Raw genomic sequence first — 19,091 nt, 5'->3', positions numbered from 1 at the left:
GTAAAGCATAGTCCGCTCCGTTTTGGCTCGGCCGCATAAAACCACAGAAACACCACACACCCTGCACGAAGCCTCCACGGGCGCGGGCGAGGCTGGGCTTCCGATACACGCAAGGAGCCACGTCCCATGTCCCGCCCTGTCCCCCTCCCGCGCCGCCGCTGGTGGAGCCTGTTGTTGTTGCTGGTGCCGATGACCGTCCTGGCCGACGCGCCGCAGCCCGCCCCGGAAGGGCCCTATTTCGTGGTGGAGAACGCCGAGCCCGGTGTCGACGGCCTGCCGCTCAAGGCCACCGAGGTGAAGGCGCGGGTGCTGGGGGTGATCGCCGACGTCAGCGTCACCCAGCATTACCGCAACGAAGGCAGCCGGGCGCTGGAGGCGCGCTACGTGTTCCCCGGCTCGACCCGGGCGGCGGTGCACGGCATGACCGTGCGCATCGGCCAGCGGGTGATCGAGGCGCGTATCGAGGAGAAGGGCAAGGCCCGCGAGGACTACGAGGCGGCCAAGGTGGCTGGGCAGACCGCGGCCTTGCTGGAGCAGCAGCGCAGCAACGTGTTCGAGATGAATGTCGCCAACATCCTCCCCGGCGATGCGGTGGATGTGGAGCTGCGCTACACCGAGCTGCTGGTCCCCCGCGATGGGCTCTATTCCTTCGTCTTCCCTACCGTGGTCGGCCCGCGCTACACCGGCCGGCCGGGGGGCGCCGTCGAGCCCTGGACGGCCACCGCGCACCTGCCGGAAGGCGAGCCGGGAACCGCCGGGTTCAGCCTGGACGTGGACCTGCAGGCCCCGGCGGACATCGCCGAGCTGGCCTCGCCCAGCCACCGCATCCTGCGCCAGGGGCAGGATGCCCGGCATGTGCGGGTGAGCCTGGACCCGGCCGGCGGCGCGGCGGCCAACCGTGACTTCGTGCTGGACTACCGCCTGGGTGGCGAGGGCTTCCAGAGCGGGGTGCTGCTCAGCGAAGGGGCCGAGGAAAACTTCTTCCTGGCCATGGTGGCGCCGCCCCGGCGCGTGCCCAGCGAGGCGGTGGTGCCCCGTGAATACGTGTTCGTGGTGGACATTTCCGGCTCCATGCACGGCTTCCCCCTGGACACCGCCAAGCACCTGCTGCGCCGGCTGATCGGTGGCCTGCGCCCGCAGGACCGCTTCAACGTGCTGCTGTTCTCCGGCAGTGCCAGCCTGCTGGCGCCGCAGTCGATCCCTGCGGATGCCGAGCACATCCAGCAGGCCCTGGGGCTGCTGGACACCGAGATGGGCAGTGGCGGCACCGAGTTGCTGCCGGCCCTGCGTCAGGCCCTGGCGATGCCGGCGGAGGCGGGGCGCTCGCGCTCCTTCATCGTGGTCACCGACGGTTTCGTGGACGTGGAAAGCGAGGCCTACGCGCTGGTGCGCGGCAACCTGGGCAAGGCCAACCTGTTCGCCTTCGGCATCGGCAGCTCGGTGAACCGCGAGCTGATCGAGGGGCTGGCCCGTGCCGGCCAGGGCGAACCCTTCGTGGTGCTGGACGCTGCGCAGGCCGACGCCCAGGCCGAGCGCCTGCAGCGGATGATCGAGTCGCCGGTGCTGGTGCGCCCCAAGCTGACCTTCGACGGGCTGGACACCTATGACGTGGAGCCCCTGGAGCTGCCGGACCTGTTCGCCGAGCGGCCGCTGGTGGTGTTCGGCAAGTGGCGCGGCGAGCGCCGGGGCTTCCTCCGCGCCCAGGGCCTGACCAGCCGGGGCACCTGGCATGCCGAGGCGCCGCTGCTGGCCGGGCAGGCCGTGGAGGGCAGCGCCCTGGCGCACCTCTGGGCCCGCCAGCGCATCGCCTCGCTGATGGACCAGGAGGCCATCGAAGGTGGCTACGCCTACAACTACAGCCAGCAGATCCTCGACCTCGGCCTCAAGTACAGCCTGCTGACGCCCTACACCTCCTTCGTCGCGGTGGATGAGCAGGTGCGCAACCCGGCGCCGCAGGACGCGGCGGAAGTCGACCAGCCGCTGCCCCTGCCCCAGGGCGTCAGCGCCCAGGCCGTGGGCGGCAACGTCAGCGGGCCGATGGTGCCGGGCACGCCGGAGCCGGCGACCTGGGCGCTGCTGCTGGTGGGCCTGCTGGGCCTGGGATGGGCATTGCGCCGTCAGCGGGGCCAGGCGTGACCCGCGCGCTGCCCACCTGGGCCTGGCTGGCCCTGCCGGCCCTGGCGCTGTGGCCGGTGTGGCGCTGGGCCGTTGCCCGCATGGGTGATGGCTCGGACGACCCCTGGGGCGCGGTGGCGCTGGTGGTGCTGCTGGCCTGCCTGTGGCGTGACCGCCACGTGCTGCTGGCGGCGCCGCGCCTGCCCGGGCTGCTCGCCTCCCTGGGGCTGACGGCAGCCGCGCTGCTGGTGCCGGGCGTGCCGGCCCTGGGGCGCGGGTTGCTGGCGGTGCTGGCAGTGCTGGTGATGGTCTTCGCCCTGCGTCGGCCCGGCCAGCCGCTGCTGGCCTGGCTGGGGCTGGGGGTGCTGGCGCTGCCGATCCTGGCGTCGCTGCAGTTCTTCATCGGCTACCCGCTGCGGGTGATCACCGCCGAGGCCAGCCTCTGGGCCTTGCGCGGGTTGGGCTTCGCCGTCACGCGCCAGGGCAGTGCGCTGGAGGTGGGCGGCCAGCTGGTGATGGTCGACGCGCCCTGTTCCGGCGTGCAGATGGCCTGGGCCGCCTACTTCGTGGCCTTCACCGCCGCCGCCTGGCTGCGGGTGGCGGATGCCCGGCTGCTGCGCCGGCTGCCCTGGCTCAGCCTGCTGATCCTCGGGGCCAATGCGCTGCGCAATACGCTGCTGGTGCTGCAGGAGGCCGGGCATTGGCAGGGGCCGGCCTGGCTCCATGAGGGCATCGGGCTGGCGGTGTTCGCCGCGCTCTGCGGGCTGGTGCTGCGCCTGGTGGTGGGGTTGCCGGCCCAGCCGGCGAACCGGTCGGATGGCCTGCCCGGCGCAGGGCGCCCGTGGCCCTGGGGCGTGCTCTTCGTCGGCCTGGCGGCGTACAGCCTGGTGCCGGGCGCGGGCGGGGAGGGTGCGCGCCCGGCCGGTTTCGTCGAGTGGCCGAGCACCTTCGAGGGGCAGGCATTGCGCCCGCTGGCGCTGACGGCGGTGGAGCGGCGCTTTGCCGAGGACTTCCCCGGCCGCCTGGCGCGCTTCGCCGCCGGCCCGCGCACCCTGGTGCTGCGCCAGGTGCAGGTGCCGACCCGCAAGCTGCACCCGGCGGCGGACTGCTACCGCGCCCTGGGCTTTCGCATCAGTGCCATCGCCTTGCACCGTCGGGCCAGCGGCGAGGGCCTGCAGCGCTGCTTCCTGGCCAGCGCCGCCTCCGGTCGGCTGCGGGTGTGCGAATACATCGAGGACGCGGCCGGACGGAGCTTCAGCGACACCTCCGCCTGGTACTGGTCGGCCCTGGCCGGCACCTCCCCGGGGCCCTGGCGGGCGGTCACCGTGGCCGAGGCGGCGGGCCTGTAAACGGTCATCGGCGCAGGCTGCCCGAGGCGAATCGACTCGGGTATACTCGCCGGCTTTTCCGAAAGTTTTGCCAGTGAGAGCTTCCCGCCATGGAAATCAACCCGATCCTGAACAGCATCAAGGACCTCTCCGAACGTACCCAGGCCATTCGGGGGTATCTTTGACTACGATCAGAAGCATGATCGTCTCGTCGAAGTAAACCGCGAACTCGAAGACCCCAACGTCTGGAACAACCCCGAATACGCTCAGAACCTGGGCCGCGAACGCTCCATGCTGGCGCAGGTGGTCGAGACCCTCGACGAACTCACCAGCGGCCTGGCCGACTCCAGCGACCTGCTGGACATGGCGGTCGAGGAGAACGACGAAGGCGCCGTGAATGACGTCGCCACCGAAGTCGAGCGCCTGCGCGAGATCCTCGAGAAGCTGGAGTTCCGCCGCATGTTCAGCGGCGAGATGGACCCCAACAACGCCTACCTCGACATCCAGGCCGGTTCCGGCGGCACCGAGGCCCAGGACTGGGCCAACATGCTGCTGCGCATGTACCTGCGCTGGGCCGACAAGAACGGCTTCGCCGCCGAGATCGTCGAACTGTCCGAAGGCGAAGTCGCCGGCATCAAGGGCGCCACCGTGCACATCAAGGGCGAATACGCCTTCGGTTGGCTGCGCACCGAGATCGGCGTGCACCGCCTGGTGCGCAAGAGCCCGTTCGACTCCGGCAACCGTCGTCACACCTCGTTCACCGCGGTGTTCGTCTCCCCGGAGATCGACGACAACATCGAGATCGAGATCAACCCGTCCGACCTGCGCATCGACACCTACCGCTCCTCCGGTGCCGGTGGCCAGCACGTGAACACCACCGACTCCGCGGTGCGGATCACCCACGTGCCCACCAACACCGTGGTGGCGTGCCAGAACGAACGCTCCCAGCACGCCAACAAGGACACCGCCATGAAGATGCTGCGGGCCAAGTTGTACGAGCTGGAGATGCAGAAGCGCAACGCCGCCTCCCAGGCCCTGGAGGACACCAAGTCCGACATCGGCTGGGGGCACCAGATCCGCTCCTACGTCCTCGACCAGTCGCGGATCAAGGACCTGCGCACCGGCGTCGAGCGCAGCGACTGCGACAAGGTGCTGGATGGGGATCTGAACGAGTACCTCGAGGCCAGCCTCAAGCAAGGGCTGTAACGCCGCCGCGCCCGGCCAGCCCGCCTCAAGCAGCGGCTGGCCTGCGCCCGCCAGGCTTTGCTGCCGCTGTTATGCAATCCGTTTCCACAGGCAAGAGCGCCTAATCAGGAACCACCGAAGACCATGAGCGACCAACAACCCGACCAGCACGAACTGCAACAGGAAGAGAACAAGCTGATCGCCCAGCGCAAGGAAAAGCTTGCTGCCGTGCGTGAAGCCAAGGCCATCGCCTTCCCGAACGACTTCCGCCGCGACGCCTACTTCGCGGACCTGCAGAAACAGTACGCGGACAAGACCAAGGAAGAGCTGGAAGCTGCAGCCATCCCGGTCAAGGTCGCCGGTCGCATCATGCTCAACCGCGGCTCCTTCATCGTCCTGCAGGACAGCAGCGCTCGCCTGCAGGTCTACGTGAACCGCAAGACCCTGCCGGAAGAGACCCTGGCCGAGATCAAGACCTGGGACCTGGGCGACATCATCGGCGCCGAAGGCACCCTGGCCCGTTCCGGCAAGGGCGACCTGTACGTCGACATGACCAGCGTGCGCCTGCTGACCAAGTCCCTGCGCCCGCTGCCGGACAAGCACCACGGCCTGACCGACACCGAGCAGCGCTACCGCCAGCGCTACGTCGACCTGATCGTCAACGAGGAAACCCGCCACACCTTCCGCGTGCGCTCCCAGGTCATCGCCCACATCCGCCGCTTCCTCAGCGAGCGCGGTTTCCTCGAAGTGGAAACCCCGATGCTGCAGACCATCCCCGGCGGCGCGGCGGCCAAGCCCTTCGCGACCCACCACAACGCCCTGGACATGCCGATGTTCCTGCGTATCGCGCCTGAGCTGTACCTCAAGCGCCTGGTGGTCGGTGGCTTCGAGAAGGTCTTCGAGATCAACCGCAACTTCCGTAACGAAGGCGTCTCGACCCGGCACAACCCCGAGTTCACCATGCTCGAGTTCTACCAGGCCTACGCCGACTACGAAGACAACATGGACCTGACCGAGGAGCTGTTCCGCGAGCTGGCCCAGGCCGTGCTCGGCAGCACCGACGTGCCCTACGGCGACAAGGTCTTCCACTTCGGCGAGCCCTTCGCCCGCCTGTCGGTGTTCGACGCCATCCTCAAGTACAACCCGGACATCACCGCCGCCGACCTCAACGACGTCGAGAAGGCCCGCGCCATCGCCAAGAAGGCCGGCGCCAAGGTCCTCGGCCACGAAGGCCTGGGCAAGCTGCAGGTGATGATTTTCGAGGAGCTGGTGGAGAGCAAGCTGGAGCAGCCGCACTTCATCACCCAGTACCCCTTCGAGGTCTCCCCGCTGGCCCGCCGCAACGACCAGGACCCGAGCGTCACCGACCGCTTCGAGCTGTTCATCGGTGGCCGCGAGATCGCCAACGCCTACTCCGAGCTGAACGACGCCGAAGACCAGGCCGAGCGCTTCATGCTGCAGGTGAAGGAGAAGGACGCCGGTGACGACGAGGCGATGCACTACGACGCCGACTTCGTCAACGCGCTGGAATACGGCATGCCGCCCACCGCCGGCGAAGGGATCGGCATCGACCGCCTGGTGATGCTGCTGACCAACTCCCCGTCGATCCGCGACGTGATCCTGTTCCCCCACATGCGGCCCCAGGCCTGAGTGGGATGAGAAAGCCGCCTTCGGGCGGCTTTTTTGTGGCTGCGTTCTGAATGGGATCAACGGGAAGCAAGCTGATTGACGAGCGTCTGCTGACGACGACTGCGCTCGGCCTCCTGAAGGGGCCTTTGTCCCCGCGCCAGCATCCGTCTCAGGAACAGCTTCAAGGTGCGCACCCGATTCGCTTTTCCAAGCACCGCTACAGCGTCGCGCGGCCCCGTCCATAACTGAGGATGGAAGCGCTATGCCTTCTGGAACGTTTCACAGCCTGCCCACTTTCCCGTGTATGGCTCTGGATTGCGCGCTGCTCCACACGGCACGACGGGCGGTGTGCCCCGGCCGGGTCTCATCACGTCGAGTACGCAAGTTCTTACCTTGTGGCAGTTGAATCGACCGCTGATTGGTCGAAACTGTCTGACATCCACGTCCCGTAGCCGAAGGTTCCCGCATCTTGCCCCAGCCGTCCCGTCGTGAAAGTGCCGCCCAGGCGGCCAGCGCCCTCGCCGAAAGTGTCCAGTACCAGGGCCGCAAGGCCAGCCGCCACGGCAGCGAGCAGCGCCGCCAGGCCATCCTCGATGCCGCCATGCGCATCATCGTCCGCGATGGCGTGCGGGCCGTGCGCCACCGGGCCGTGGCCGCCGAGGCGGATGTGCCGCTGTCGGCCACCACCTATTACTTCAAGGACATCAACGACCTCATCACCGACACCTTCGCCCAGTTCGTCGAGCGCAGTGCCGAGGCCATGGCCGCGTTCTGGAGCAGCGTCGAAGGGGACCTGCAGGACATGGCTGCGGCCATGGAGCAGGGCGGCGAGCCCCGCCGGGAGATGACCGACCGCATCGTCGAGCTGGCCATCGAGTACGTGCGCCGCCAGGTGCTGGAGAACCGCGCCCAGCTGCTCGCCGAACAGGCGTTCCGCCAGGAGGCGCTGATCAACGAGGGGTTGCGGGGGCTCGCCGAGGCCCACCGGGGCATCCTCTCCCAGGGGGCGGAGCACTTTTTCCAGGTCCTGGGCACCGAGGAGCCCGCCGAGGACGCCAAGGTGTTGACGGCCATCATTCTGCAGATGGAATATCAGGGCCTTGTCGGCGGTGTGGATAACCTCGACATCAACGAAATGCGAGCCGTGCTGAGGCGTTACTTCCATCTGGTGATGGACCTCTAGCGCAGTGGCGCCGAACCCCGCTCCAGGCATCCGCCTCGCGGGGTTTTTAATGAACAAGGAGAACACGATGAACCCCTGGCGCGTGCTGCTTGCCCTGTCCTTCCTGCTGCTGGGCGGCTGCCTGGTCACCCTGCGGGAGCCGATCCCCGCCAACGAGCCGGCGCCCATGCCGCTGCTGGGGGACTGGTCGCGCAAGGACGAGTGGGGCGAGCGCGCCTACCTGGAGATCAGCCGCTCCGGCTCCAACCTCTACCGCGCCCGCACCTTCGAGGGCGGCAAGGACAACCTCGAGAGCCTGCGCGAGTACGGCTTCACCGTCGCCCACCACGGCCGCCGCTGGTACCTCTCCGCCGGGCTGCCGAAGCAGTGGGGCGCCAACTTCGCCATCGCCGGCTTCGAGCTGACCGCCGACAACGAGCTGGTGGTCTACAACCTCGACGTGGAGCGCCTGCGCCAGGAAGTGGAGCGCGGTACCTTCAAGGGCGAGGCGGTGGAGATGCCCGAGGGCGACGGCGTGGTGCTGGACGTGCCCTGGAGCACCCTGCAGGCCTGGCTGGACGACCCGGCCAACTCCGACGTGTTCATTGAGGCGGCGCGCTACCAGCGGGCCGGGGCGGAATGAGCATGAGCCGGCGCAAGGTCCCCGACGACTACCAGAACACCGTCCGCAGCCTGTCCGACCGCATCGTCCTGGCGCAGACACCGATCCGCGTGCTGGACGCCATCAAGTGGGACGACAGCGTTCGCCAGGGCTTCCTCAAGCACAAGGGCAAGGCCATGCCCGAGGTGGACCGTGCCTATTACGAGAGCCGGCCGCTGGCCTTCGACCCGGTGGCCAAGAAGCTCGAATTCCAGAACATCGAACGCGACATCACCCGCCAGCTCGGCCAGTTCAACCCGGTGGGGCAGATCATGCGGCGCATGTGCAAGGAGTACCGGATGGTCATCCGCATGCTCGAAGCACGCGGTACGCCGGACTTCGGGCTGATCTCCCAGGAGCTCTACGGCGCGGCCTCCGACGCCTTCCATGCCGGTGACCCGACCCTGTCCGACCTGGGCCTGATGCTCTCGGACTACCTGAACAAGATCGATGACCGCGGCGACCTGAAGGACGAGCCCAAGACCCTCACCGCCAAGGACGCCGTCGGCCTGCTGCAGAGCCGCCTCTCGGCGGTGTTCGGCGACGAGACCATCCGCGTGCTGGAGTCCGACGGCATCGTCGCCGACGCGGCGGCCGGCGCCGACTACATCAAGATCCGCAGCGACGCGCTGTTCAACGAACGTGACGTGCGTGCGCTGGAAGTCCACGAAGGGCTGGTGCACGTCGGCACCACCCTCAATGGCCAGAACCAGCCGGTGTGCACCTTCCTCGCCAAGGGCCCGCCGTCGTCCACCGTGACCCAGGAAGGCCTGGCGATCCTCATGGAAGTGATCGCCTTCGCCTCCTACCCCTCGCGCCTGCGCAAGCTCACCAACCGCACCCGCGCCATCCACATGGCAGAGGAGGGCGCGGACTTCCTCGAGGTCTACCAGTTCTACCGCGAGCAGGGCTACGGCATGGGCGAGAGCTACGGCAGCGCCAGCCGCGTGTTCAGGGGCTCGTCGCCGGACGGGCTGCCCTTCACCAAGGACCTGTCCTACCTGAAGGGTTTCATCATGATCTACAACTACATCCAGCTCGCCGTGCGCAAGGGCAAGCTGGAGCAGATCCCGCTGCTGTTCTGCGGCAAGACCACCCTGGAAGACATGCGCACCCTGCGCCAGCTGGTGGACGAGGGCCTGGTGGTGCCGCCGAAGTACCTGCCGCCGCAGTTCCGCGACCTCAACGCGCTGTCCGCGTGGATGTGCTTCTCCAACTTCCTCAACCACCTGAGCCTGGACCGCATCGAGGCGGACTACGCCAACATCCTCTGACGCTGCGGTGCTCGGCCCCGGAGTGCCGAACCGCGGCCTGGCCGGCGCCCGCGATTGATCCCCCAGCCACCTCCAAGGGAGCCCTGCATGGCCAGCCACCAGCTCGAATACGACATCCTCGGCGCCTCGGCGCAGACCGTGGAGATCATCCTCGACCCCGGTGAAACGGTGATCGCCGAGGCCGGGGCCATGAACTACATGACCGAAGGCATCCGCTTCGAAGCCCGCATGGGCGACGGCAGCAGCAATGGCCTGCTCGGCAAGCTGTGGGGCGCCGGCAAGCGCATGCTTACCGGCGAGTCGCTGTTCATGACCCACTTCACCAACGAAGGGCAGGGCAAGCAGCGCGTCGGTTTCGCCGCGCCCTACCCGGGCACCGTGGTGCCGGTGGACCTGGCCCAGGTCGGCGGGCAACTGGTCTGCCAGAAGGATGCCTTCCTCTGCGCCGCCCACGGCACACGCATCGGCATCGCCTTCAACAAGCGCCTGGGCGCCGGGTTCTTCGGCGGCGAAGGCTTCATCCTGCAGAAGCTGGAGGGCGATGGCCTGGCCTTCGTGCATGCCGGCGGCACGGTGATCCGCAAGGAGCTGAATAACGAGACCCTGCGCCTGGACACCGGCTGCCTGGTGGCCTTCACCCAGGGCATCGACTACGACATCGGCCTGGCCGGCGGGCTGAAGAGCATGCTCTTCGGCGGCGAGGGCATCCTCCTGGCCACCCTGCGCGGCACCGGGACGGTGTGGATCCAGAGCCTGCCCTTCTCGCGCCTGGCCGAGCGCATCTACGAAGCCACCTACAAGGCGCGCGAGGAAACCCGCGCCGGCGGCCAGTGAGGCGCCTCGTCCCGCTGCTGCTGGCGGCGCTGCTGAGCGGCTGCAGCGGCCTGCTGTTCTACCCCGAGCGCGAGCTGCCCTTCACCCCCGAGCGGGCCGGGCTGGCCTACCGCGACGTGCAGCTGGTGACCCGCGACGGCCTGCGCCTGCACGGCTGGTGGCTGCCGGTGGCGCCGGGCAAGGCGGTCAAGGGCACCGTGCTGCACCTGCACGGCAACGGCGGCAACCTCGCCAGCCACCTCGGCGGCAGCTGGTGGCTGCCCGAGCAGGGCTACCAGGTGCTGATGCTGGACTATCGCGGCTACGGCCACTCCGAAGGCCGGCCGGCCCTGCCGGATGTGTTCCTCGACCTGGACGCCGCCTTCGACTGGCTCGACCGTGCGCCCGAGGCCCAGGGCCAGCCGCGCATCATCCTCGGGCAGAGCCTGGGCGGCGCCCTGGCGGTGCGCTACCTGGCCGAGCACCCCGAGCGCCGGGCCGGCGTCCGGGCGCTGGTGCTGGACGGCGTACCGGCCAGCTACCGTGACGTGGCTCAATTCACCCTCGGCAACGCCTGGTTAACCTGGCCGCTGCAAGTGCCGCTGTCCTGGCTGGTGCCGGATGGCGACAGTGCAATCGGCGCCATCGGCCGCCTGCAGGGGCTGCCGATGCTGATCTACCAGAGCATCGACGATCCGGTGGTGCCCCTTTCCAATGGCGTGCGCTTGTATCAAGCTGCGCCCCCGCCACGGGTGTTCCAGCCGACCCGGGGCGGGCACGTGCAGACCTTTGCCGACCCCACCTGGCGCGAAGTGATGCTGCGTTACCTCGATGATCCCAAGGGGTTCGTCGGGTTGCGACGGCTGGCTGAAGTCCCGAATACAGAGAGTCCCCAATGAGCGAACGCAACCCCATTCCGCTGATCCTCACCGGCGTCGGCACCATCATCGGCACCGTGATGGTCCTCTGGTACTACGGCTACCTGCACTTCGCCAAACCCGAGGACGCGTTGCTGCTGTCCGACTTCACCATGCTCAAGACCATTCCCGGCGAGGACTACAAGGTCTCGCTGCAGCCGGCCAACCAGGTCGCGCAGTGCATCGATGGCGTGCTGGTGCTGTTCGACACCCAGCAGAAGGGCCTGACCGGCGTGCTGGTGGACAACAAGAAGCAGGCCGTGCGCTGCATGGGCCAGGAAACCCCGCAGGAAGTCCGCTGAGATCGCTGATGAAGATCACCGTCTGGCAGGGCGACATCACCACCCTCGATGTGGACGCCATCGTCAACGCCGCCAATTCCTCCCTGCTGGGCGGGGGCGGCGTCGATGGCGCGATCCATCGTGCGGCGGGGCCGGAGCTGGTGGCCCGCTGCCGGATCATCGGCGGCTGCCCCACGGGCGAGGCGCGCATCACCCCGGGCTACCGCCTGCCGGCGCGCTTCGTGATCCATACCGTCGGGCCGGTCTGGCGCGGCGGTGACCAGGGCGAGCCCGAGCTGCTCGCCCGCTGCTACCGCAACAGCCTGGCGCTGGCCGAGGCACAAGGGCTGGCGCGCATCGCCTTCCCGGCCATCAGCTGTGGCATCTACGGCTACCCGCTGGAGGCCGCTGCCGCCGTGGCCGCCCACGAACTGCGCCAAGCGCGCCCCGCCGGCAGCAGCCTGGAAGAGGTGCTGCTGGTGGCCTTCGCCGACGACATGGCCCGCGTCTACCGCAACGCCCTCGCCTGATCCCTCTCCACGTAGGGTGGGTCGGGCGGCGTTCCGCTTCAGCCCACCGCTTTTCAGTGGCTTGAAGCACCAGAATGACCCGGCGATATTCCGGGCCCGCTGCTTCCTTGGGGGGAACCGCCCCGGGCTGAAGCCCGGGCTACGTGGGTTGTTCCGTAGCCGGGCGATGCCGCTCCTCTACTTCACGCCGCGCAACAGCCGCAGGCCGTTGAACACCACCAGCAGGCTCGCGCCCATGTCGGCGAACACCGCCATCCACAGGGTGCCTTCGCCCATCAGCGTGAGCACCAGGAACACCGCCTTGATGCCCAGGGCGAGGGCGATGTTCTGCACCAGCACCGACCAGGTCCGGCGCGACAGGCGGATGAACTGCGGCAGCTTGCGCAGGTCGTCGTCCATCAGCGCCACGCCGGCGGTCTCGATGGCGGTGTCGGTGCCCGCCGCGCCCATGGCGAAGCCGATGTCGGCGCGGGCCAATGCCGGTGCGTCGTTGATGCCGTCGCCGACCATGCCGACCCGCTTGCCGCCGGCCTGGCACTCGCGGATCGCAGCCAGCTTGTCTTCCGGCAGCAGGTTGCCGCGTGCTTCGTCGATGCCCACCTGGGCGGCGATGGCCGCAGCGGTGTGCGGGTTGTCGCCGGTCAGCATCAGGGTGCGCACTCCCAGCTGGTGCAGCTCGGCCACTGCTTCACGGCTGGTTTCGCGGACGCTGTCGGCCACAGCGAAGAGCGCCAGCGGGCCCTGTTCGTCGAGCAGCACGATCACCGTCTTGCCCTGGCGCTCCAGCACATCCAGACGGGCCTCCAGTTCGGGCGAGCACAGCCCCAGCTCTTCCACCAGGCGGTGGTTGCCCAGGTGGCAGGCACGCCCGGCCACCGTGCCCCGTACGCCACGGCCGGGCAGGGCGGCCTGCTCGTCCACCTCCAGCAGGGCGACGCCGTCGGCCTCGGCCGCCCGGGCGATGGCCTGGGACACCGGGTGGTCCGAACGAGCGGCCAGGCTGGCGGCCAGCTGGCGTGGGTCGAGGCCCGGCAGGTCGCGCAGGCGTACGTGGTCGGTCTGGGTCGGCTGGCCGTGGGTCAGGGTGCCGGTCTTGTCGAGGGCGACCCAGGCGAGCTGGCGGCCCATCTCCAGGAATACGCCCCCCTTGACCAGCACGCCGCTGCGCGCGGCTGCGGCGAGCCCGCTGACCAGGGTGACCGGCGTGGAGATCACCAGGGCGCAGGGGCAGGCGATCACCAGCAGCACCAGGGCGCGGTAGATCCAGTCCAGCCACAGCCCGCCCAGCAGCAGCGGCGGCACCACGGCAGTGGCCACGGCGATGAGGAACACCACCGGGGTGTAGACGCGGGAGAAGGCGTCGACGAAGCGCTGGGTCGGCGCCCGCGCGCCCTGGGCTTCCTCCACGGCGTGGATGATGCGCGCCAGGGTGCTGTCGTCCGCCGCGCGGGTGACGCTGTATTCCAGTTCGCCCTCGCCGTTGATGCTGCCGGCGAACAGGGTCTCGCCCGGCTCCTTCTCCACCGGCAGGCTCTCGCCGGTGATGGGGGCCTGGTTGACGCTGGAGCGGCCGCGCAGCACTTCGCCGTCCAGGGCGATGCGTTCACCGGGGCGTACCCGCACCCGTGCGCCGACCTGCACCTCGCGCGAAGACAGCGCCTGCCAGCTGCCGTCCTGCCACACCGTGGCCTGCTCCGGCGCCAGGTCCAGCAGGCCGCGGATGGCGTTGCGCGCCCGTTCCAGGGAGCGCGCCTCGATCAGCTCGGCGATGGCGAAGAGCACGCTGACCATGGCCGCTTCCGGCCACTGGCCGATCAGCATGGCGCCGGTGACGGCGATGCTCATCAGCGCGTTGATGTTGAGGTTGAGGTTCTTCAGCGCGATCCAGCCCTTGCGGTAGGTGGGCAGGCCGGCGGTGAGGATGGCTAGCACTGCCAGCCCGGCTTCCAGCCAGCCCGGGCCTATGGAGAACCACTCGCAGGCCTCGGCCGCCAGGGCGGCGACGCCAGCCAGGGCCAGCGGCCACCAGGGCTTGCGGCGCTCGGTCGGTGCCGGCGCGCCGGCTTCCAGGGGCTCGGCCTGCATGCCGAGCTGGGCCACCAGTTGCTGCAGCGGCGCCAGGTCGACGAAGCGGTGGCGGACCTTGAGCACCCGCTGCATCAGGTTGAATTCCAGGGCCTCGATGGCCGGGACCTTGCCCAGGGCGTCACGCAGCAGGCGCTCCTCGGTGGGGCAGTCCATCGCCTCGATGCGCAGGCTGCTCCAGCGCGCCTCGCCAAGGGTGGCGTCCGGCGCGTGCAACTCCGGCGCGGGGCTCGCAGGCTGATGATCGTGATCGTGATCGTGATCGTGATGCTCGTGGCGTGTCTTCGGCTCGGTTGCGGCCGCACGTCCGTGGTTGTGGTTGCAGCAATTGTCCTGGCTCATGGCGGACTCCATTGACGGTACGGGCGTCATTGCACACCCTGTAGCAACTACAGAGTCAAGGAGTGCTGCTCATGAAGATCGGTGAACTGGCCCGGCTGACCGAATGCCCGGTGGAAACCATCCGCTATTACGAGCGCGAGGGGCTGCTGCCCGAGCCCGCGCGCAGCGAGGGCAACTACCGCCTCTATACCCAGGCCCACGTGGAGCGCCTGGCGTTCATCCGCCATTGCCGCTCGCTGGACATGACCCAGCAGGAGATCCGCGAGCTGCTGCGCCTGCGGGACAACCCTGAGGCCGATTGCGCAGCGGCAAACCGGCTGATCGACGAGCACATCCACCACGTCGAGGTGCGCATCGCCGAGCTGCGTGCCCTGCAGGGCCAGCTGCGGGACCTGCGCGCCCAGTGCCAGGGCGCCGGCAGCAGCGAGTCGTGCGGCATCCTGCGGGAGCTGGAGCAGCCGGCACCGCCCAGCGTGGTGTCAGAAACCTGCGCCGAGGCGGGGCACCTGCATGTGCCGGGTGTGCACGGGCGGCACTGAGTGAAGATCGCTGCATGAAAAAGCCCGCCATCAGGCGGGCTTCTTCATGGGGGCGACGGCTTCAGAGGGCGCGAGGGGCGACCGGGCCGGGGCCGTTGGCGATGGTCACCTCGACCCGGCGATTCAGCGCGCGGGAGGAGGGCGAGTCATTGCTGGCCACCGGGTAGTCCTTGCCGAAGCCGTGGGTGGTGACGCGGCTCGGGTTCACACCCATGGCCACCAGGGCACGGCGCACGGAGTCGGCGCGGGCCTGGGACAGGCGCAGGTTGTGGTCGACGGTGCCGGTGTTGTCGGTGAAGCCTTCGATCACCACTTGGCGGTCCGGGTTCTGGGTCAGGTAGGTGCCCAGCTGGTGCACGCTCTGCATGCCGTTGGGGGTCAGCTCGGCGCGGTCCACCTCGAACAACACGTCACCCAGGGTCACCACCTGGCCACGGTCGGTCTGCTTGGCCTTGAGCTGGTTGAGCAGCACGTCCACCTGCTGGTTGCGGGCGTCCAGCTGGGCCTGGGTACGCTGGGCCGGCGCCTTGGCCAGGGCCTCTTCGGCCGCCTTCTGCTTGATGGTCTGGCGGGCCAGTTCGACGCGCTGGTTGGTCAGGTAGGCCAGATGGTCGACCTGCACCGGCTCCTGCTTGTCGGCGTAGGCCTGCTCGGCACGGCTGAGCATGTCGCCGGCTTCCTTGGTCTCGAGGGCGGCCAGGCTGTTGGCCTGGGGCTCGGCCTGCAGCTGGGAATAGTTGCTACGGGCCTGGTCCAGGTTCGGGTTCGGCTTGGAGGCGCAGGCCACCAGGGCCAGGCTCAGCACGGAAAGGGCGGAAACGCTGATCAGCTTGTTCATGGGGATCATCCTTAACTGGGTTCGGAGGCCGGGGTTCACTGCACCAGGATCGGGGTGCGCGAGCCCTCTTCACGGATCTGCTGGACACCCTGGTGGGCATCGTCCAGCACCTTCTCGGCCTTCACCGCCAGCGCCTTGCGCTCGGCCACGCGGGCGTCCCACTCGGCCTGCTCGGCAACGCGGCGGGCCTCGTCGTAGCGCTCGTCGCGCATCAGGCGCTCGGCCTGGTCGAGCTTGTCCTGGGCGGTCTTCATTTCAACCGGGGCGTACTGCGGAGCGCCGGCATCGACTGCGCTCTTGACCACGGTGTTGGTGACGGCGAACTGTTCGGTCGGCGGGTTGCCGGCGCAGCCGGCGAGCAGGGCGGTAGTGCCCAGGGCCAGCACGGCCATCACTGTTCTCGGATTCGCTACAGCAGCGCGCTTTTTCATCATGTTCAGCTCCATTGGTGACCTCGGCCCGGTGGGGCCTCATGGCTACTTTCCTGCCAGATGCGCGCCAATGAATACCTATTGGCGCCGGATAGCCGCTTTTAGGCGGCGTTTGCCGAATGACCTGGCTTATGGGGTGTGACCGGCCGCCTGTCGAAAATGTTCAAGAAAATTTACGAGGCAGGGTCACAGCCCTTGACCGCAGCGAGCCGGAGCGCAGGTGGCGCGTGGTAGAGCGGCGGTCTTGCCAGTGCTGCTTGCCGTGGGCACTCTGGAACTCCCTTGCCCTTTACCGGAGAGGCCTGCCATGGCGGAGATCGACCCGCGCCTGCGTGAAGACGTCCACCTGCTCGGCGAACTGCTGGGTGACACCATCCGTGACCAGTGGGGCGATGCCTTCCTGGAGAAGATCGAGCGCATCCGCAAGGGCGCCAAGGCCGCGCGCCAGGGGGTGGCAGAAGGGCGCCAGCGGCTGGAGGCGTCCTTCGCCGACCTCACCACCGACGAGCTGCTGCCGGTGGCCCGTGCCTTCAACCAGTTCCTCAACCTGGCCAACATCGCCGAGCAGTACCACCGGGTACGCCGCCAGGCGCCGGGTGAGCCGCTGGCGTTCGAGCAGCGCGTGCTGCCGGAACTGCTGCAGCGCCTGCGCCAGGCCGGCCACGCCCCCGATGCGCTGGCCCGCCAGGTGGCGACGCTGGACATCGAACTGGTGCTCACCGCCCACCCCACCGAGGTGGCCCGGCGGACGCTGATCCAGAAGTACGACGCCATGGCGGCGCAGCTGGCCCGCCTGGACCATGACGACCTCACCGACGCGGAACGCGAGTCCGTGCACCTGGCGTTGCGCCGGCTGATCGCCGAGGCCTGGCACACCGACGAGATCCGCCGCCAGCGGCCGACCCCCGTGGACGAGGCCAAGTGGGGCTTCGCGGTGATCGAGCATTCCCTCTGGCAAGCGCTGCCCAACGTGCTGCGCAAGGCCGACCAGGCGCTGTTCGCCGCCACTGGCGAACACCTGCCCCTGCGCGCCGCGCCCGTGCGCTTCGCCTCGTGGATGGGCGGCGACCGCGACGGCAACCCCAACGTCACCGCAGCGGTGACCCGCCAGGTGCTGCTGCTGGCCCGCTGGATGGCGGCCGACCTGTACCTGCGGGACGTCGATCACCTGGCGGCCGAGCTGTCCATGCAACGCGCCAGCGATGAATTGCTGGCGTGCGTCGGCGGCGAACAGGCCGAGCCCTACCGTGCCTTGCTCAAGCAACTGCGCGAGCGCCTGCGCGCCACCCGTGCTTGGGCCCAGGCCGCGCTGGACGGCGAGCGGCTGCCCGGCACCGATGTGCTGCAGGACAACGAAGACCTGCTGCAACCGCTGGAACTCTGCCACCGCTCGCTGCATGCCTGCGGCATGGGCGTGATCGCCGATGGCGCGCTGCTGGATTGCCTGCGCCGCGCGGCCACCTTCGGCCTGTTCCTGGTGCGCCTGGACGTGCGCCAGGACTCGGCCCGCCACCGCGCCGCCCTGGCGGAGATCACCGACTACCTCGGGCTGGGCGACTACAGCCAATGGGACGAGGACACGCGCCTGGCCTTCCTCCAGCGCGAGCTGGCCAACCCGCGCCCGCTGCTGCCGCCCCATCACCAGCCCGGCGAGGACACCGCCGAGGTGCTCGCCACCTGCCGCGTGGTGGCCCAGGCGCCGGCGGCGTCCCTTGGCTCCTACGTGATCTCCATGGCGGGGGCGGCCTCGGACGTGCTCGCCGTGCAACTGCTGCTGAAGGAGGCCGGGCTGCAACGACCGATCCGCGTGGTCCCGCTGTTCGAGACCCTGGCGGACCTGGACAACGCCGCGCCGACCATCGACCGGCTGCTGGGCCTGGCGGACTACCGCGCGCGCCTGTGCGGCCCGCAGGAAGTGATGATCGGCTACTCCGACTCGGCCAAGGACGCCGGCACCACCGCCGCCGCCTGGGCCCAGTACCGTGCCCAGGAAGCACTGGTGCAGGTGTGCGCCCGGCATGGCGTCGAACTGCTGCTGTTCCATGGCCGGGGCGGTACGGTGGGGCGCGGCGGCGGCCCGGCCCACGCGGCCATCCTGTCGCAGCCACCGGGTTCGGTGGCGGGGCGTTTCCGCACCACCGAGCAGGGCGAGATGATCCGCTTCAAGTTCGGCCTGCCCGACATCGCCGAGCAGAACCTCAACCTCTACCTGGCCGCCGTGCTGGAGGCGACCCTGCTGCCGCCGCCGGAGCCCGAGCCAGCCTGGCGCGAGGCCATGGACCGGCTGGCCGCTGATGGCCTGGCCGGCTATCGCGACGTGGTGCGCGGGCACCCGCTGTTCGTCGAGTACTTCCGCCAGGCCACGCCCGAGCAGGAGCTGGGGCGGCTGCCCCTGGGCAGTCGGCCGGCCAAGCGCCGGGCCGGCGGTATCGAGAGCCTGCGGGCGATCCCCTGGATCTTCGCCTGGACCCAGACGCGGCTGATGCTGCCGGCCTGGCTGGGCTGGGAGCGTGCATTGCAGGGCGCCGAGGCGCGGGGCGAGGGGCCGTTGCTGCAGCACATGCGCGAGGGCTGGCCGTTCTTCGCCACCCGCATCGACATGCTGGAGATGGTCCTGGCCAAAGCCGACGCGCCGATCGCGGCGCTCTACGACGAACGTCTGGTGGAAAATGGCCTGCGTCCGCTGGGTGCGCATTTACGCGACCTATTGTCGCAGGCCTGTACATCGGTACTGCGTGTGACCGGCCATTCCGAGCTGCTCGCCCTCAGTCCGGAGACCCGCGAGGCCATCGGCGTGCGGAATATCTACCTGGACCCGCTTCACCTGCTGCAGACCGAGCTCCTGGCCCGTTCCAGAGCGGCCGGGAGCCGTGTGGAAGACCCCCTGCAGCTGGCCTTGCTGGTGAGCGTGGCGGGCATCGCGGCGGGCCTGCGGAACACCGGCTAGAGGGCCTTTTGCTC

The 19,091-nt window shown here is 69.0% G+C and carries 16 protein-coding genes; 13 read left to right on the top strand and 3 right to left on the bottom strand.

Annotated elements, in window-relative coordinates; all coding sequences use genetic code 11:
• Positions 1–126: 126 nt before the first annotated feature.
• From FBY21_RS13315 to FBY21_RS13265, 11 genes are all read left to right on the top strand, one after another.
• A complete protein-coding gene (locus FBY21_RS13315) occupies positions 127–2,136 on the top strand; it encodes a VIT domain-containing protein (RefSeq protein ID WP_142011577.1) in 2,010 nt (669 codons plus the stop codon).
• Positions 2,133–3,464: an exosortase Q gene (gene xrtQ / locus FBY21_RS29755; RefSeq protein WP_222119524.1), complete on the top strand. Its 1,332-nt coding sequence runs from the start codon at positions 2,133–2,135 to the stop codon at positions 3,462–3,464. The genes FBY21_RS13315 and xrtQ overlap by 4 nt, the downstream gene beginning before the upstream one ends.
• 89 nt (positions 3,465–3,553) lie before the next feature.
• Positions 3,554–4,649, top strand: a protein-coding gene (gene prfB, locus FBY21_RS13305; RefSeq protein ID WP_107330352.1) for a peptide chain release factor 2 whose coding sequence is annotated in 2 segments (ribosomal slippage) — positions 3,554–3,625 and positions 3,627–4,649 — 1,095 coding nt in all. Because the reading frame shifts where the segments join, the coding sequence is not laid out codon by codon here.
• A 123-nt stretch (positions 4,650–4,772) separates the two neighbouring features.
• Entirely contained in the window at positions 4,773–6,278 is a 1,506-nt protein-coding gene (lysS, locus tag FBY21_RS13300; protein WP_107330353.1) for a lysine--tRNA ligase, read from the top strand.
• Between the two features lie 448 nt (positions 6,279–6,726).
• Positions 6,727–7,440, top strand: coding sequence for a TetR/AcrR family transcriptional regulator (locus FBY21_RS13295; RefSeq protein WP_142011575.1), 714 nt, complete (start codon positions 6,727–6,729; stop codon positions 7,438–7,440).
• 67 nt (positions 7,441–7,507) lie between these two features.
• Positions 7,508–8,062 carry a hypothetical protein gene (locus FBY21_RS13290; RefSeq protein WP_142011573.1) on the top strand — a complete coding sequence of 185 codons (555 nt, stop codon included), beginning with the start codon at positions 7,508–7,510 and terminating at the stop codon, positions 8,060–8,062.
• A gap of 2 nt (positions 8,063–8,064) precedes the next feature.
• The gene (locus FBY21_RS13285; RefSeq protein ID WP_044413148.1) at positions 8,065–9,354 is read left to right on the top strand and encodes a flavohemoglobin expression-modulating QEGLA motif protein; all 1,290 of its coding nucleotides are present in this window, start codon (positions 8,065–8,067) and stop codon (positions 9,352–9,354) included.
• An 87-nt stretch (positions 9,355–9,441) separates the two neighbouring features.
• Positions 9,442–10,188, top strand: a complete 747-nt coding sequence (locus tag FBY21_RS13280) for a TIGR00266 family protein (protein ID WP_044413151.1) — start codon at positions 9,442–9,444, stop codon at positions 10,186–10,188.
• The gene (locus FBY21_RS13275; protein ID WP_142011570.1) at positions 10,185–11,066 is read left to right on the top strand and encodes an alpha/beta hydrolase; all 882 of its coding nucleotides are present in this window, start codon (positions 10,185–10,187) and stop codon (positions 11,064–11,066) included. Before FBY21_RS13280 ends, FBY21_RS13275 begins: the two co-directional genes overlap by 4 nt.
• Positions 11,063–11,386: a hypothetical protein gene (locus FBY21_RS13270; RefSeq protein WP_044413157.1), complete on the top strand. Its 324-nt coding sequence runs from the start codon at positions 11,063–11,065 to the stop codon at positions 11,384–11,386. The genes FBY21_RS13275 and FBY21_RS13270 overlap by 4 nt, the downstream gene beginning before the upstream one ends.
• An 8-nt stretch (positions 11,387–11,394) precedes the next feature.
• A complete protein-coding gene (locus FBY21_RS13265; RefSeq protein WP_409563796.1) occupies positions 11,395–11,895 on the top strand; it encodes an O-acetyl-ADP-ribose deacetylase in 501 nt (166 codons plus the stop codon).
• A 177-nt stretch (positions 11,896–12,072) separates the two neighbouring features.
• Here FBY21_RS13265 and FBY21_RS13260 read toward each other — a convergent pair whose 3' ends face one another.
• Positions 12,073–14,322 carry a heavy metal translocating P-type ATPase gene (locus tag FBY21_RS13260; RefSeq protein ID WP_142011568.1) on the bottom strand — a complete coding sequence of 750 codons (2,250 nt, stop codon included), beginning with the start codon at positions 14,320–14,322 and terminating at the stop codon, positions 12,073–12,075.
• 71 nt (positions 14,323–14,393) lie between these two features.
• On the opposite strand from FBY21_RS13260, the gene cadR reads away from it, so the two are divergent.
• Positions 14,394–14,861 (top strand): Cd(II)/Pb(II)-responsive transcriptional regulator, encoded by a 468-nt coding sequence (gene cadR / locus FBY21_RS13255; RefSeq protein WP_142011566.1) that lies wholly within the window; start codon positions 14,394–14,396, stop codon positions 14,859–14,861.
• Positions 14,862–14,922: 61 nt separating this feature from the next.
• On the opposite strand, the gene FBY21_RS13250 is transcribed toward cadR, so the two are convergent.
• Positions 14,923–15,699 carry an OmpA family protein gene (locus FBY21_RS13250; protein ID WP_107330359.1) on the bottom strand — a complete coding sequence of 259 codons (777 nt, stop codon included), beginning with the start codon at positions 15,697–15,699 and terminating at the stop codon, positions 14,923–14,925.
• Between the two features lie 35 nt (positions 15,700–15,734).
• Entirely contained in the window at positions 15,735–16,145 is a 411-nt protein-coding gene (locus tag FBY21_RS13245) for a DUF4398 domain-containing protein (RefSeq protein WP_142011563.1), read from the bottom strand.
• A 292-nt stretch (positions 16,146–16,437) separates the two neighbouring features.
• On the opposite strand from FBY21_RS13245, the gene ppc reads away from it, so the two are divergent.
• Positions 16,438–19,077 carry a phosphoenolpyruvate carboxylase gene (gene ppc, locus FBY21_RS13240; protein WP_142011561.1) on the top strand — a complete coding sequence of 880 codons (2,640 nt, stop codon included), beginning with the start codon at positions 16,438–16,440 and terminating at the stop codon, positions 19,075–19,077.
• The last annotated feature ends 14 nt before the right edge of the window (positions 19,078–19,091 follow it).

The organism is Pseudomonas sp. SLBN-26 (assembly GCF_006715895.1).
GTDB classification, from domain to species: Bacteria; Pseudomonadota; Gammaproteobacteria; order Pseudomonadales; family Pseudomonadaceae; genus Metapseudomonas; species Metapseudomonas otitidis.
The sequence above is the reverse complement of the archived record's forward strand: the minus strand, read 5'-3'. Positions and strand labels throughout refer to the sequence as shown.

Coding starts and splice junctions, on each gene's coding strand:
- FBY21_RS13270 (WP_044413157.1), top strand. CDS start 11,063: ATGAGCGAACGCAACCCCATTCCGCTGATCCTCACCGGCGTCGGCACC.
- ppc (WP_142011561.1), top strand. CDS start 16,438: ATGGCGGAGATCGACCCGCGCCTGCGTGAAGACGTCCACCTGCTCGGC.
- lysS (WP_107330353.1), top strand. CDS start 4,773: ATGAGCGACCAACAACCCGACCAGCACGAACTGCAACAGGAAGAGAAC.
- FBY21_RS13315 (WP_142011577.1), top strand. CDS start 127: ATGTCCCGCCCTGTCCCCCTCCCGCGCCGCCGCTGGTGGAGCCTGTTG.
- FBY21_RS13245 (WP_142011563.1), bottom strand. CDS start 16,145: ATGGAGCTGAACATGATGAAAAAGCGCGCTGCTGTAGCGAATCCGAGA.
- FBY21_RS13265 (WP_409563796.1), top strand. CDS start 11,395: ATGAAGATCACCGTCTGGCAGGGCGACATCACCACCCTCGATGTGGAC.
- FBY21_RS13280 (WP_044413151.1), top strand. CDS start 9,442: ATGGCCAGCCACCAGCTCGAATACGACATCCTCGGCGCCTCGGCGCAG.
- FBY21_RS13260 (WP_142011568.1), bottom strand. CDS start 14,322: ATGAGCCAGGACAATTGCTGCAACCACAACCACGGACGTGCGGCCGCA.
- FBY21_RS13285 (WP_044413148.1), top strand. CDS start 8,065: ATGAGCCGGCGCAAGGTCCCCGACGACTACCAGAACACCGTCCGCAGC.
- FBY21_RS13250 (WP_107330359.1), bottom strand. CDS start 15,699: ATGAACAAGCTGATCAGCGTTTCCGCCCTTTCCGTGCTGAGCCTGGCC.
- FBY21_RS13290 (WP_142011573.1), top strand. CDS start 7,508: ATGAACCCCTGGCGCGTGCTGCTTGCCCTGTCCTTCCTGCTGCTGGGC.
- cadR (WP_142011566.1), top strand. CDS start 14,394: ATGAAGATCGGTGAACTGGCCCGGCTGACCGAATGCCCGGTGGAAACC.